General features: G+C 50.2%; 10 protein-coding genes and 1 tRNA gene. 10 read left to right on the top strand and 1 reads right to left on the bottom strand.

All coding sequences use genetic code 11. The features are described 5' to 3' along the window. Positions 1–68: 68 nt before the first annotated feature. Positions 69–953 carry a glycerophosphodiester phosphodiesterase family protein gene (locus ABD931_RS14170; protein ID WP_345268166.1) on the bottom strand — a complete coding sequence of 295 codons (885 nt, stop codon included), beginning with the start codon at positions 951–953 and terminating at the stop codon, positions 69–71. Between the two features lie 282 nt (positions 954–1,235). Between ABD931_RS14170 and ABD931_RS14165 the strand changes: the two genes are divergently transcribed. The 10 genes from ABD931_RS14165 (at position 1,236) to nrfD (ending at position 14,336) form a co-directional block, all read left to right on the top strand. After that, complete coding sequence (locus tag ABD931_RS14165) at positions 1,236–3,677, top strand: penicillin acylase family protein (RefSeq protein ID WP_345268164.1); 2,442 nt, start codon at positions 1,236–1,238, stop codon at positions 3,675–3,677. Between the two features lie 4 nt (positions 3,678–3,681). After that, positions 3,682–4,020, top strand: coding sequence for a hypothetical protein (locus tag ABD931_RS14160; protein ID WP_345268162.1), 339 nt, complete (start codon positions 3,682–3,684; stop codon positions 4,018–4,020). An 82-nt stretch (positions 4,021–4,102) separates the two neighbouring features. Continuing rightward, positions 4,103–4,720, top strand: a complete 618-nt coding sequence (locus tag ABD931_RS14155) for an OmpH/Skp family outer membrane protein (RefSeq protein ID WP_345268160.1) — start codon at positions 4,103–4,105, stop codon at positions 4,718–4,720. A gap of 132 nt (positions 4,721–4,852) precedes the next feature. Continuing rightward, positions 4,853–5,314, top strand: coding sequence for an SsrA-binding protein SmpB (gene smpB, locus ABD931_RS14150; RefSeq protein WP_345268158.1), 462 nt, complete (start codon positions 4,853–4,855; stop codon positions 5,312–5,314). Between the two features lie 128 nt (positions 5,315–5,442). Beyond that, positions 5,443–5,955 carry an HNH endonuclease gene (locus ABD931_RS14145; protein WP_345268156.1) on the top strand — a complete coding sequence of 171 codons (513 nt, stop codon included), beginning with the start codon at positions 5,443–5,445 and terminating at the stop codon, positions 5,953–5,955. A 203-nt stretch (positions 5,956–6,158) separates the two neighbouring features. After that, entirely contained in the window at positions 6,159–7,955 is a 1,797-nt protein-coding gene (gene rpsA / locus ABD931_RS14140) for a 30S ribosomal protein S1 (protein WP_345268154.1), read from the top strand. A gap of 101 nt (positions 7,956–8,056) precedes the next feature. Continuing rightward, positions 8,057–8,127 (top strand) — tRNA-Cys (locus ABD931_RS14135). Between the two features lie 295 nt (positions 8,128–8,422). Further along, entirely contained in the window at positions 8,423–9,733 is a 1,311-nt protein-coding gene (locus ABD931_RS14130; RefSeq protein WP_345268152.1) for a c-type cytochrome, read from the top strand. A gap of 43 nt (positions 9,734–9,776) precedes the next feature. Then, positions 9,777–12,875 carry a TAT-variant-translocated molybdopterin oxidoreductase gene (locus tag ABD931_RS14125; protein WP_345268150.1) on the top strand — a complete coding sequence of 1,033 codons (3,099 nt, stop codon included), beginning with the start codon at positions 9,777–9,779 and terminating at the stop codon, positions 12,873–12,875. 33 nt (positions 12,876–12,908) lie between these two features. Continuing rightward, positions 12,909–14,336: an NrfD/PsrC family molybdoenzyme membrane anchor subunit gene (nrfD, locus tag ABD931_RS14120; protein ID WP_345268148.1), complete on the top strand. Its 1,428-nt coding sequence runs from the start codon at positions 12,909–12,911 to the stop codon at positions 14,334–14,336. The last annotated feature ends 15 nt before the right edge of the window (positions 14,337–14,351 follow it).

Here is a 14,351-nt window from a genome sequence, read left to right as displayed (position 1 = left end):
GTGTCCGATGAGATCTAAACGTCAGGTACTGGTTTAATTTTCAGAAAAATAACAGAATCAATTTTACTTCACAAATTCAGGGCCCGGTCCGGGTAGTCGGTAATAAGCCCATCGACGCCATTATTTAGCAACCGGCGCATATCGTTTACATTATTCACCGTCCACGGAATCACCTTCATACCTTTTTCGTGCAGGCGCGTGATTTTATCCTTACTCAGCAACTGGTAATTGGGACTATAAACATCCGGTACAAAACCAAGTTCCTTCAGATGAGTATCTATACTTTTCAGATTAGCCACCAGCGCCGACAAACGAACCTTCTTATAAATGCCGGCATCAATTTGCTGCTTCCAGTGCTTCAGTACGTCAAAGTCGAAGCTTTGTAGTATAACCTGCTCCGGCGGAAGTTGTTCGATGATGACTTTATAAACCAGGTTGGAAAACTCGGCCGGTTTAGGCTGCGAAATGTCGTACTGATCGGCCTCACTTTTGATCTCTATATTATAGGATACCGGCGGCAGGTTTTTCTGCTTCCGGTAGGCCTCGGCCTGTTGGATCACATCTCGCAGCAGCGGCTTGGCTACTTTCTGCTTTTGCTGCTCCGGGTACAATACATTCCCCATTGAACCGCAGTCGTACTGCCTGATTTCGGCGTAGGTCATCTGATACAAATTCAGTTTTTTCTGCTCTTTTTTGTCGATGGGCGCACCGGCGGGCGTAAGGCAGAAATCGGCGTTCATATACGGGTCATGCGAGACCACCACCTGCCGGTCCTGGCTGATGACCACATCCATTTCAAGCGTACTGACGCCGAGGTCCAGAGCTTTCAGAAAGGCGGGGAGCGAGTTCTCCGGCATGAGCCCCCGGCAGCCCCGGTGCCCCTGCAGGTCATACGATGGGTTTTGCGCCAGCGCATGGGTAGCGAGTACAAAAAATAACAGGCAAAGATGCATAAGAGGAAGTATACAGCTAAACCGCTAAAATAAGGGAAACCGGGTTGGCTGCCTAATTTATCGTGTTTCAATACATTACAATATCGTATTTCCACCAAACTTAATTTCCTAATACGCTCTTACTGTAACTAACTTATTGAAGACTACTCAGTATTGGACATTGATAGGTTTTATGGAAGCATATTGGGTGGCGATATAATTCAGAGCCGGAGCTGCGTTATATTTTTTATGAGAAGAATATCATTTTACTTTGCAGCACAGATAGCACCTGACCTGAATTGAATGAGCTATATTAAACCTGTTGCATTACTGCTCTTTACAGCCGTTCTGGTTGTGGCGCTGAGCCGGAACTGGGGTTCTGTTCCGGCCTTTGGGCCGCTGCTCAGTCCGTTTAAGGGGTTCTGGCAAAACGCCGAAGCCAAATCGGACCGCACCGATCAGACACTGGCCATTAGCGGTACGTCTCAGCCGGTAACGGTTGTGTACGACGATACCGGGGTTCCGCACATCTTCGCCCAAAACGACCGGGATGCTTACTTCGCCCAGGGTTTTGTAACCGCCCGCGACCGGCTCTGGCAAATGGAGTTCCAAACCCACGCGGCCGCCGGCCGGGTTTCAGAAATTGTTGGCGAGCGAGCTGTTGAACTGGACCGCTACAACCGGCGGCTGGGTATGGTTTACGGGGCTGAGCAGGCGCTGAAAGGCATGACGGCCAATGAAGCCGGTGCGGCCGTTGTGCAGGCCTATACGGACGGGATCAACGCTTACATTCGTCAGTTGTCGCCTGAAAAATACCCGATCGAGTATAAACTGCTGGGCTATGCACCTGAGCCGTGGACTCCGCTTAAGTGTGCCCTGCTGCTCAAGCAGATGACGCAGACACTGGCATCCGGGGCCGATGACCTGCTGATGACGAATATTCTACAAAAGTACGGCAAGGATGTAGTGGCGAATTTGTTTCCTGACTACCCGTCGCAGGAGTCGCCCATTATTCCGGCCGGTACCAAATGGGATTTTACACCCCTGAAAGTACCAACGCCCCCAGCCGATTCGGTACCGGGCAGTACGCTGGCGTTCCGCTGGAAAGAACATGACCCAACCATTGGGAGTAATAACTGGGCGGTGGGATCAGACAAGTCGGCCACCGGCTACCCGATTCTGGCCAATGACCCACACTTACAGTTAAGCCTGCCTTCTATCTGGTATCAGGTACAGCTTGTATCGCCCACAGTTAATGTGTACGGGGCTTCGCTGCCGGGCACGCCGGGGGTGATCATCGGCTTCAACAAACAGGTGGCCTGGGGGGTAACCAACGTTGCCTCCGACGTGCTGGATTTTTATAAGATCAGGTTCAAAGACGCTACCCGGAAAGAGTACTGGCACAACAATCAGTGGAAACCGGTGCGGGAGCGGGTAGAGGTAATCAAGGTAAAAGGGATGCCCGACGTGGTAGACACAGTTCGGTATACCCACCACGGTCCGGTAGTGTACCAGGCGGAGGAAAAGCCCTTCCGGTCTAACGTACCGGTTGGGTACGCAGCCCGCTGGATAGCCCATGAGGTTTCCAACGAACTGAACTGCTTTTATATTCTGAACCGGGCCAAAAACTACGATGATTATGTCTTTGCACTGGCGCAGTATGCCTCACCAGCCCAGAACTTTGTGTACGCTGATGCCAACAACGATATTGCCATCTCCCCTAACGGGAAATTTCCGCTGAAATGGAAGGAGCAGGGCAAATTTCTGCTCGACGGTACCAACCCAGTCCACGACTGGCAGGGCTGGATTCCGGCGGCTCAGAACCCCCGCGTGAAAAACCCGCCCCGTGGCTTTGTCAGCTCGGCCAATCAGTTTTCTACGGACCCTTCCTACCCGTATTACCTGAACTGGACTTTTGCGCCGGCCGAGCGGGGTATTCGCATCAACAACCGACTGACCACCATGAAGCAGGCAACTCCCGACAGTTTACGGCAGTTGCAGAACGACAATTACAACCTGCGGGCGGCCAATTTCCTGCCGGTGATGCTGCCGTTGGTTAATCCGCAGGGGCTGAATGAGCCGCAGCAAAAAGCCCTTTCAACCCTGCGTAGCTGGAATTACTACAATACTGTCGACGCCCTCGGGGCAACCCTGTTTACTGAATGGCTGAACCGGCTGTATAAATCAATCTGGGATGATGAGTTCAGCCGTGACGGCGAACAGCCCATGCGCTACCCAACGTATGACCGCACGCTTCAACTCATCACCAAAGAGCCCAACGCCCGTTGGTTCGACAATGTCAAAACCACCGACCGGAAAGAAACAATGCCTGAATTGGTCAATACCAGCTTCCGCCAAACGGTCGATTCGCTGGTACGGCAGCACGGTACGTTTGGCGCGGAATGGGCCTGGGGAAAGCACAAAGGCACGGATATTCGCCACCTGATTCCCGGCCTCGATGCCTTTAGCGCCCTGGATGTGCAGAACGGCGGAGGAAGTAGTGTAGTAAATGCCACAACGGAACGCAACGGCCCATCGTGGCGGATGGTGGTGGCGCTGGGGCCACAGCCTAAAGGCTTTGGTGTGTACCCGGGCGGGCAGTCGGGTAATCCGGGTAGTCCGTACTACCTCAACCTGCTTGAAACCTGGCGCCGGGGTGAACTGAACGAACTGCTGTACCTTCAATCGCCTACCGATAAAAATCCGCGTATTCAATCCGTTTTAACCTTATCGCCAGCCCGGTAAATCCATGCGCTCCATCCTTATAATAATAGTGCTCAGCACTATTGCCCAACTGTTCCTGCCGTGGTGGATTATTGCGCCCGTAACTTTCGGTATCTGCTGGTGGCTGAGCCAAAGCAGTGGCCGTGCGTTTCTGGAGGGCTTTGCAGGCATTGCGCTGGTGTGGCTGGTGTATGCCCTCTGGCTGCACATTCGGACCGATGGTATTCTGACCGGACGCATGAGTCAGCTTCTGTTCAAGGCCGATCTGCCTGTTGTTTTGCTCCTGCTGACGCCGGTGATCGGCGGTTTGGTGGGTGGTCTGGCGGGCATGGCCGGGTATCAGGTCCGGCGGGCTTTGCGCTGAAAATCCGAATAGTATCCGCTTCTTTTTCCGGTTAATCCGGTATCTTTGTCAGATATTTAGTAACCAAAATCAAATTCACCTCGTGAAGAATGCCTCGTTAGCCCTAAACATTGTTTTAGCGATTGCCGTAGCCGTACTGTACTACCTGCATTTTAAAGATCGTTCTGTAGAAACGACGACCCCTGCTGAACCCGCCAAGGCCGAAGTGGAGGCCAAAAAAATTGTGTATGTCAACGTTGATTCGTTGCTGACGAACTACGACTTCTTTAAAGACACTCGCAAAGTGCTTGAAAGTAAGCGTTTTCAACTGGACAACGACCTCAACAACCGGGGCCGCTCGCTACAGAATGAAGTGGCATACTTTCAGCAGCGGGCCCAGACCATGACCATGGAGCAGGCTCGGGCCACCGAAGCCTCTTTGCAAAAGAAGCAGCAGGATTTTCTGGCCTATCGCGAACGCTCGGCGCAGCGCCTGGCCGAAGAAGAGCAGCAGAAGAACGAAGAGCTGTATAACCGCATTTATGAATACCTCAACCAGGTTAATAAGCAGAATCAATACGAATTCGTACTTGGTTACACTAAAGGGGGCGGTATTTTGTATGCGCAGCAGGATAATGACGTTACCCGGAAAGTAATCGAAGGGTTAAACAAGCAGTACCAGGATAAACAGGCTACTGCCAAAACGCCGGCTAAGAAATAAATAAAGCGATTTTGTACCGGGCCAGCGGCAACAATCTGCCGCTGGCTTTGTATTTTAATCCAGCGCCAGAATGTCTATTATTTGTTACGCAACGCGGGTCAGGTAATCCGAAATCGCAAATCCCCTATTGTAATGGCTTCCGCATCTATTGTCAAACAAGTCGATATACGCAACCGCCGGGCTTCCTTTGAGTATAGCTTTCTGGAAACCTTCACAGCCGGCATCGCCCTGACGGGTACCGAAATCAAATCAATCAGGCAGGGAAAAGTCAACCTCCAGGATGCCTATTGCCTCTTTCTGAACGATGAACTGTATATCCGTCAGATGAACATTTCCAAGTATACCGAAGGCACCTATTATAACCACGAACCCCTACGCGACCGCAAGCTTCTCCTGACCAAACGGGAACTGCGCCGGCTGGGCGAGAAACTAAAAGATCAGGGGCTGACGATCGTACCGGTGCGGTTGTTTACCAGCGAACGGGGCTTTGCCAAGCTGGAAATTGCCCTGGCTAAAGGTAAAAAGCTGTACGATAAGCGCGAGAGCATCAAAGAACGGGATGTAGAGCGGGAACTAAGCCGGGAACGCTATTAACAGCTACACGAAGTTTCCAAACAGGCTTATTTAAGGATTTGGTAAAAAATTTTTAACATAGGAGATTACTTGCGGTTAATAGGATAAATAGCTAACTTGCTACGAACCAGAGGTGTTTTATCCAAGATATGGGCAGGAAAGTTTTGGTCTTAAATCAAGATTATAGCGCACTTAGCATTTGTTCTGTTCCCAAAGCCTTTTTGTTGGTTTTCCTCAACAAAGCCGAACTCGTCGCCGAGTCTGATTCGTACGCTCTTCGCACCGTTGACACTACCTACCCTATGCCAACGGTGATTCGCCTGCACCGCTACGTTCATTTACCCTACAAGGGCGTCATGCTCACTCGCCAGAATATTTTCAAGCGGGACAATCACCGCTGCCAGTACTGCGGCACTACCGAAGACCTCACACTTGACCACGTTATTCCCAAGTCGAAAGGCGGCAAAACCAATTGGGATAACCTGCTTACCGCCTGCAAGCGCTGCAATTCGCGGAAGGGTGATTTTACGCCGGAAGAGGCTAATATGAAGATGCGACAGAAGCCGTTTAAGCCTTCTTTTATCGTTTTCCTCCGGGACTTCTCCGGTTCTATTGAGGAAAGCTGGATGCCTTTCCTCAGCAAGCGCGAAAAAGCGTACTGATCTCTCTGGTTCAGGAAAGCGGAGGAGGGAGCCTCATAGTGTATTGTATTGGTGCTCTGCATTTTTTTGTGCTGATGAGCGCTTTTTTGCGCAAAACCTCACTATCTTTGCGTTCCTTTTTCAAAACTCATGTTTTACTAAAAGTCAGCTTGCCCCGACCCAGTAGGCTGATGTAGCTGTTTTGGGTCACGTAACCATTTTTTATGAGCAAAACGCAGAAAAGCGAACTGCCTGCTTTTGATTGGGACAGGGCAGACAACAAAGGATTCGGTAGCGGTTATTCGGCTGAAGAAAGAAGCCGGATGGAAGAACTTTACGACAACACCCTCGCGCAGGTAAACGAGAAAGAAGTCGTTACGGGATCGGTGGTTGGCATTACAGATCGTGAAGTAATCCTGAACATCGGTTTCAAATCAGATGGCCTGGTGCCGGCTTCCGAATTCCGTGATATGCCGGACCTAAAGATTGGAGATGAAGTTGAAGTTTACGTAGAAAACCAGGAAGATCCTAATGGTCAATTGGTGCTGTCGCGTAAAAAAGCCAAGGTAATTACTGCCTGGCAGAAAATCCAGCGGGCGCTGGACGAAGACCTTGTTATTGATGGTTTTGTGAAGCGTCGGACTAAAGGTGGTCTTATCGTTGATATTTACAGTATTGAGGCCTTCTTACCAGGCTCTCAAATAGATGTGAAGCCGATCCGCGATTTCGACATCTTCGTTGGTAAGAAGATGGAAGTGAAGGTGGTTAAGATTAACTACGCGAACGACAACGTTGTAGTATCGCATAAAGTCCTGATCGAGAAAGATCTGGAAGCACAACGCGCTCAGATTCTGAACAATCTGGAGAAAGGTCAGGTACTTGAGGGTGTTATCAAGAACATGACCAACTTCGGTGTGTTTATCGATCTGGGTGGGGTCGACGGTCTGTTGCATATCACAGATATATCCTGGGGCCGCATCAATCACCCGTCTGAAGTGCTCAACCTTGACCAGAAGGTCAACGTGGTGGTACTCGACTTCGACGAGGACAAGAAGCGGATTTCTCTCGGTATGAAGCAGCTTCAGGCGCATCCGTGGGATTCACTGTCGCAGGACATTCAGGTTGGTTCCCGCGTAAAAGGCAAGATTGTTAATGTTGCTGATTACGGTGCGTTCCTGGAGATCATGCCAGGTGTTGAGGGCCTGATCCACGTGTCTGAAATGTCTTGGTCACAGCACCTGCGCAACCCGCAGGAGTTTCTTAAAGTTAGTGACGAAGTTGAGGCTGTGGTGCTGACGCTGGATCGCAACGAGCGGAAGATGTCATTAGGTATTAAGCAACTGACCGAAGATCCCTGGACTCGTCCGGACCTGACGGCCAAGTATGCTGTCGGTACCCGTCACAAAGGTATTGTTCGGAACCTGACAAACTTTGGTCTTTTCCTGGAACTGGAAGAAGGTATCGACGGTCTGGTACACGTATCCGACCTGTCGTGGACCAAGAAGATCAAGCATCCGTCAGACTTTACCAAAGTAGGCGAAGATCTGGAAGTAGTGGTTCTGGAACTGGACGTAGAGAACCGTCGTCTGGCACTGGGCCACAAGCAGCTTGAGGAGAATCCGTGGGATACGTTCGAGTCGGTATTTACGCCGGGTTCAGTACACCGCTGTACCATCTTGGCCAAGAACGACAAAGTAGCGACGCTGGAGTTGCCATATGGCATTGAAGGCTTTGCTTCCCTGAAGCAATTGCAGAAGGAAGACGGATCATGGGCTGATGTAGGTGAATCACTCGACTTTAAAGTGCAGGAGTTCTCGAAAGATGAGAAGCGGATCATGCTGTCGCACACGAGGACCTGGCAGGAGAAAGACGAGCCGAAGAAAGACGTCGGTAAGCAGCAGCCCCGTCCGGCGGCTAAGACCGACAAGCCTGCTCAGAAAGAAGAGCGTGGTGCTACCTTAGGTGATCTGGAAGCTCTGTCTGCTCTGAAGGAGCAGTTAGAAGGTCGCCGGAATAGCTAAGAAGTAGAATTTTTCGGAAGCGTATCGCCTTTATAAGCAATTTAATCGTAGCTTTGCCCTCCGATTAGATCACTTGAACGAAGGAGATACGCTTCATATAAGGTTCCGTGGCCGAGTGGCTAGGCAGAGGTCTGCAAAACCTTCTACAGCGGTTCGAATCCGCTCGGAACCTCTCAGGATAATTTAATCAAAGTTTCATTTTTACAAGATTACCATTCAGCCGGTGCTTTCCTGCAAAGTCGCGCTGAATGGTAATTTTTTTTGAAACAAATCAGCTTTCACAAAAAGTTATTGCGTCAGAATCTTAGCTTTAGAAGGACGCCACTGGTTAGAAAAAGTATAAATAAATCTATATGCCAAAATATCAAACCGCAATTTTTGATAAAAGGCAATCCTGCATTACTTTTGTGTGCCAATGAAAATCAGAGGTAGGTATGTACGTAAATAATCTCACTAATTTGTTCAATATGAGCCGTTTAACGAAGTCATGCGGAGCGTTGGCTCTGGCTCTGACCATGCTGGTCGGCAGCGGTCAGGTCAATGCGCAGGACTCGGTAGCAACGGGTGGTGGAGGCCCCGCTGCAGCTACGCCAGCTCCATCGGGTGGGGGAGATGCAGCTGCTGGTAAAACCCTCTTTAACAATAACTGTGCCCAATGCCACGCCGTAACGGATGAAGTGGTGGTGGGTCCGGGTTTGAAGGGTGTACTGACCCGGACACCTGGCAGAGACTGGTTGCACCGTTGGATTCGCAACTCGCAGGCAGTGATTGCCTCGGGAGACCCTTATGCTAACCAGGTCTACAATAAGTTTAACAAAATCCCAATGTCCAGCTTCCCGAACCTGACGGATGCAGACATTGACGGCATCCTGGCTTACATTGAAGAAGCTAATGCCGCACCGGCGCAAGCTGCTGTTGGTGGTGCGGCTCAGGAGCGAGGTGGTGGTGGTGCATCCGCAGAAAATGGCTCCGGTGGTTTTGGTGCCGGACCGTCCAGTCTGTTTACCTTCGTGCTGGTTGCGCTGCTGGTTGTCATGCTGCTGGTATTAGGTGTACTGTTACTGATCGTAACGCTGCTGTCTAAGGCGATAAGTGCGCCGGTGGTCGGAACAGCCGGTGCAGAAACGACGCCGTTCCTTCAGCGACTGAAAACCGGGCTGGCTAACACGGTCAATAACTCGACTGTTCGGTCTATCGTCATCTGGTTGTTCATCTTTGTGGTAACCAAAGAGTCTATTGATGGACTGTACAGCGTAGGTATTCAGCAGGGGTATGCGCCCAAGCAGCCTATTGCTTACTCGCACAAACTGCACGCCGGTCAGTACAAGATCGACTGTAATTATTGCCACGTTGGTGTAAATAAAGGAAAGAACGCTACGATTCCTTCCGCCAATATCTGTATGAACTGCCATGGCGTAATTAAGAAAGAATCGCCAGAAATACAGAAGATTTACGCAGCCATTGAACAGGACCGGCCCATTGAGTGGGTGCGGGTCCATAACCTGCCGGACCTGGCGTATTTTAACCACGCACAGCACGTCAACGTCGGCAATGTGCAGTGCCAGACCTGCCACGGCGAGATTGAAAAAATGGAAGTTGTTGAGCAGCGCTCGTCGCTGACAATGGGCTGGTGTATAGACTGCCACCGGAACACAGAGGTAAACACAAAAGACAACGCTTACTACGATAAGCTGGTTGCACTTCACCGAAAGCAAAGCAAGGCACCACTTAAAGTGGCGAATATCGGTGGTCTGGAGTGCTCTAAGTGTCACTATTAATCACCCACTGAAATAGAGAGTTTCTGTTTGTCTAATCGAACGTATGGAACATACAAAAAAACGGTACTGGAGGGGGCTTGAGGAACTTCGTAATGACGAAGCCTTTGTCAAGAATGCTCAGCAGGAGTTTCCTTTAGCACCGACGAATGACCTCGAAAATATAGTAGACGGTACAGGTACCCACCGCCGTGACTTCTTGAAAGCTTTAGGGTTTGGTATGGCGGCCGTATCGCTGGCTGCCTGTCGGGAAACACCCATCAGAAAGGCTATTCCTTATCTGAATAAACCAGAGAACACGTTTCCCTCTATTTCCGACTATTACGCGTCTACGTATTACGACGGTGGAGATTATGCCAGCGTTCTGGTAGAGACGCGTGAGGGCCGGCCAATCAAAATAGAAGGGAATCCCCAATCAGGTGTTACGTTTGGAGGAACCACTGCCCGGGTTCAGGCATCGGTACTTTCGTTGTATGATAATGACAAGCTCAGAGGTCCTAAGCGCGGTGATGCCGACATCGATTGGGCTACCGCCGACCGGGAGATTGTGAATCAGCTTGGGGCTATTGCTGCGCGTGGTGGTGCTATTCGTATAGTTAGTAACACAATTCTGAGTCCGGCTACCAAAGCTGTTATCGCTGACTTTATTAACCGCTACCCGACTACGCGTCATATTATGTATGATGCCAACTCGGCCTTTGCCATTGTGCAGGCTAATCAAACGTCTTTCGGCCGCGCAATCATTCCTTCTTTTGACTTTAGCCGGGCCAACATTATTGTTGGTATAAACGCTGATTTTCTGGGTACCTGGCTTAATCCACTGGAGTATGCAATGCCGTATGCCAGAACACGTAAGCTGGGACCTGATAAGCGGGATATGTCTCGCCATTATCAGTTTGAGCCTACGTTTACGACAACCGGAGCAAATGCTGATTACCGGACTCCCTACCAACCCTCGCAGGAAGGGTTGGTGGTTGCTGCTCTTTACAACAAAGTAGCGGCAAAACTGGGCGGATCCCCTGTCAGCACAGCAACTATAGATGTTCCTAATCTGGATAAGGCGGCTACCGATCTGGCTGCTTCACGCGGACGGGCGCTGGTTGTTTGTGGCTCCAATGATCCAAACGTTCAGGTGGTAGTCAATGCCCTGAATAGCCTCCTGGGCAGCTACGGTACTACCATTGACCTGAGCACTCCCGTTAATTACCGTCAGGGTAATGATGTGGAGATGAACACATTTATTAATGATACAAAAGCCGGCCGGATTCAGGGAGCCTTGTTCTTCAACGCCAATCCGGTTTACGACCATCCGCGGGGACTCGAACTGGCCGAAGCAATGCCTCGAATTCCATTAACGGTATCGTTTGCTGATCGGGCCGATGAGACTGCCAGTTTAGCTAAATACATCACGCCTACTCCTCACTACCTGGAGAGCTGGAATGATGCAGAACCTAAAGCTGGATTCTACAGCCTGACGCAGCCGGCAATTACATATATTTTTAAGACCCGTCAGATGCAGTCAAGTCTGCTAACGTGGGCCGGGTTACCCAACGATTATCAGGATTATCTGAGAAATTATTGGCGCACAAACATTTATCCACGGGCAACGGGTTATTCTTCGTTTGATGATTTCTGGGTTAAGGCGCTGTACAACGGGGTGTTTGAGCCCGGTAAGGGCGCCGCTTCTGCCGGAGGGGGTGGGGCTACTTTTGCCGGAAACCTGGGCGCTGCCGCTTCTGCAATTGCTCAACGGTACAAGCCGACCAATAGTTTGGAGTTGGCGATCTACGAGACAGTTAGCGTAGGAACGGGTAGTCAGGCGAATAATCCATGGCTTCAGGAGTTACCCGATCCGGTATCAAAAGCCTGCTGGGATAACTACGCTGCCATGTCGCAAAAAACAGCCGGTGAACTTGGTGTTGAGCAGTTTGATCTGGTAAATATTCAGATTGAAGGTCGGCCAACTATTGAGCTGCCGGTGCTGATTCAGCCAGGTCAGCCGGATAGAACGGTTGCCGTTGCTATCGGTTATGGTCGTCAGAAAGCGGGAAAAGCCGCAAATGGCGTAGGACAGAATGTATATCCGCTGGCAAGCTTTGTAGATGGCTACCTGAATTTTGCAGCTACCAACGTCAAAGTAGAGAAAGCAGGAGGCCGTCACGAAATTGCCCAAACGCAGACGCATGACACCGTAATGGGTCGTTTGGCCGTTCTGCAGGAAGCTCGTCTGGCTAGTTACAAGAAGAACCCAGCCGCTGGTAGCTATGTACCTAAGGTAGAAACATCAGAAGGCCCTGTCGTTGCCGACAATCTATCTTTGTGGCATGGTTATGGTAAACCGAACCATTCCTGGGGTATGGTTATTGACCTGAACTCCTGTACTGGTTGTAATGCCTGTGTGATTGGCTGTCAGTCGGAGAATAACATTCCGGTTGTGGGTCGACAGGAGGTAATTAACCGCCGGGAGATGCACTGGATTCGGATTGACCGGTACTACAGCAGCGATGCTGAACCTGAAGATCTGAAAGGGCTTGAAGTTGCTTCGGCTAATCCGGAAGTTATCTTCCAGCCGATGCTTTGCCAGCACTGCTCAAACGCTCCCTGTGAGACGGTTTGTCCGGTATTGGCAACTACCCATAGTACAGAAGGTCTGAACCAGATGACGTACAACCGTTGTGTGGGAACTCGCTACTGTGCGAATAACTGTCCGTACAAAGTGCGCCGGTTTAACTGGTTTAAGTATTTTGACGAAGATAAGTTTGATTTTCACTATAACAACGATCTGGGTAAAATGGTGATTAACCCGGATGTGACAGTACGTTCACGCGGGGTTATTGAGAAGTGTTCATTCTGCGTACAGCGTATTCAGGAGGGTAAACTTACTGCCAAGAAAGAGCGGAGACGGCCGTTGCCGGATGAAATACAGACTGCCTGTGCGCAGGCCTGTCCAACGAATGCCATCATTTTTGGTGATATGAACAACCCGGAAAGTACGATTTCCAAAGTTTTAGCATACGAAGCAAAGGAGCGGGCTTTCCACGTACTTAAAGAGATTAACACAAGACCGCAAATCTCTTATCTCAGAAAAATCCGGAATAAGGATGAAGAACTCAGAAAAGAGTTGACTGAGGACAGGCATGCGTAAGGTTAAATCGAAACAGCTTAATAAAGTAAAACTATGCATATAAGTTCGCCCGTAAGAACTCCGCTGGTCACCGGAGGGAAGACATACGCTGATGTTACGGAGGATGTAAGCAGACAGGTAGAAGGCCGTCCTACCCGTGAGTGGACCATTGCTTTCACCATATCTGTTGTTGTACTGCTGTACGGAACGGCTTGTTTATTCTATACCTGGTGGGAAGGTCTCGGCGTATGGGGCTTGAACAAAACAGTAGGTTGGGCCTGGGACATTACCAACTTCGTGTGGTGGGTGGGTATCGGTCACGCCGGTACACTGATTTCAGCCATTCTGTTGCTGTTCCGTCAGAAGTGGCGGACGGCCGTTAACCGCGCTGCGGAGGCTATGACCATCTTCGCCGTTATTTGTGCCGCCAGCTTTATTCTGATGCACATGGGACGGCCCTGGATGGCTTATTGGGCACTGCCACTGCCGAACACCTTCGGTTCGCTGTGGGTGAATTTTAAATCGCCACTGGTTTGGGACGTATTTGCCATCAGTACCTATTTTACGGTATCCCTGGTGTTTTGGTATATGGGTCTGGTGCCTGATCTGGCCACCATCCGTGACCGGGCCAGAAGCCGGGTATCACGGTACATCTACGGTGCGCTGTCTCTTGGCTGGAATGGTTCGGCCAAGACCTGGGCTCGCTACGAGTACATGAGCTTGATCCTGGCTGGTTTATCTACGCCACTCGTACTTTCGGTACACACTATTGTAAGTATGGACTTTGCTACCTCGGTTATTCCGGGCTGGCACACAACCATCTTCCCCCCGTACTTCGTTGCTGGTGCTATCTTCTCCGGTTTTGCCATGGTGCAAAACCTGATGCTTATTATTCGCGTCGTTTTCAGACTGGAAGATTACATTACCGTTGAGCACATCGAGTCGATGAATAAAGTTATCACTCTGACTGGCTCAATTGTGGGTGTCGCTTACCTGACGGAGTTCTTTATGGCATGGTACTCAGGGGTAGAGTTTGAAAGCTATGCCTTTATTAACCGGGCTTTTGGTCCATATTGGTGGGCATACTGGGCCATGATGACCTGTAATGTAATTTCTCCGCAGTTGTTCTGGGTACGGTCGATCCGTCGGAGTGTGGTCTGGACATTTGTACTGTCGGTGGTCGTAAACATCGGTATGTGGTTCGAGCGCTTTGTAATCATCGTAACATCGCTGCACCGAGATTACCTGCCGTCGAGCTGGGCAATGTTCCACCCGACCCTGTTTGATATTAGTGACTATATTTTCTCCTTTGGTCTATTCTTTACCTTGTTTTTGCTGTTCGCTAAGTTCCTGCCGGTAGTAAACATGGCCGAAGTTAAAGCAATTATTAAATCTTCGTCGGAGCGACTGCCCAAGTCGGTTTCCGGTGTGGCAAAGGGCGAACGAGTTACGAACCCGACGTTCAACAAAGATGTCGAATAAATAAATACGCTGATA

It is taken from the genome of Nibrella viscosa (genome assembly GCF_039541875.1).
Classification (GTDB): Bacteria; Bacteroidota; Bacteroidia; order Cytophagales; family Spirosomataceae; genus Nibrella; species Nibrella viscosa.
This window is presented reverse-complemented; position numbering and strand designations above follow the sequence as displayed.

Excerpts from the sequence above, each read along its gene's own strand:
- smpB (WP_345268158.1), top strand. The coding sequence starts at position 4,853 with ATGGCTTCCGCATCTATTGTCAAACAAGTCGATATACGCAACCGCCGG.
- ABD931_RS14170 (WP_345268166.1), bottom strand. The coding sequence starts at position 953 with ATGCATCTTTGCCTGTTATTTTTTGTACTCGCTACCCATGCGCTGGCG.
- rpsA (WP_345268154.1), top strand. The coding sequence starts at position 6,159 with ATGAGCAAAACGCAGAAAAGCGAACTGCCTGCTTTTGATTGGGACAGG.
- ABD931_RS14125 (WP_345268150.1), top strand. The coding sequence starts at position 9,777 with ATGGAACATACAAAAAAACGGTACTGGAGGGGGCTTGAGGAACTTCGT.
- ABD931_RS14145 (WP_345268156.1), top strand. The coding sequence starts at position 5,443 with ATGGGCAGGAAAGTTTTGGTCTTAAATCAAGATTATAGCGCACTTAGC.
- nrfD (WP_345268148.1), top strand. The coding sequence starts at position 12,909 with ATGCATATAAGTTCGCCCGTAAGAACTCCGCTGGTCACCGGAGGGAAG.
- ABD931_RS14160 (WP_345268162.1), top strand. The coding sequence starts at position 3,682 with ATGCGCTCCATCCTTATAATAATAGTGCTCAGCACTATTGCCCAACTG.
- ABD931_RS14165 (WP_345268164.1), top strand. The coding sequence starts at position 1,236 with ATGAGCTATATTAAACCTGTTGCATTACTGCTCTTTACAGCCGTTCTG.
- ABD931_RS14130 (WP_345268152.1), top strand. The coding sequence starts at position 8,423 with ATGAGCCGTTTAACGAAGTCATGCGGAGCGTTGGCTCTGGCTCTGACC.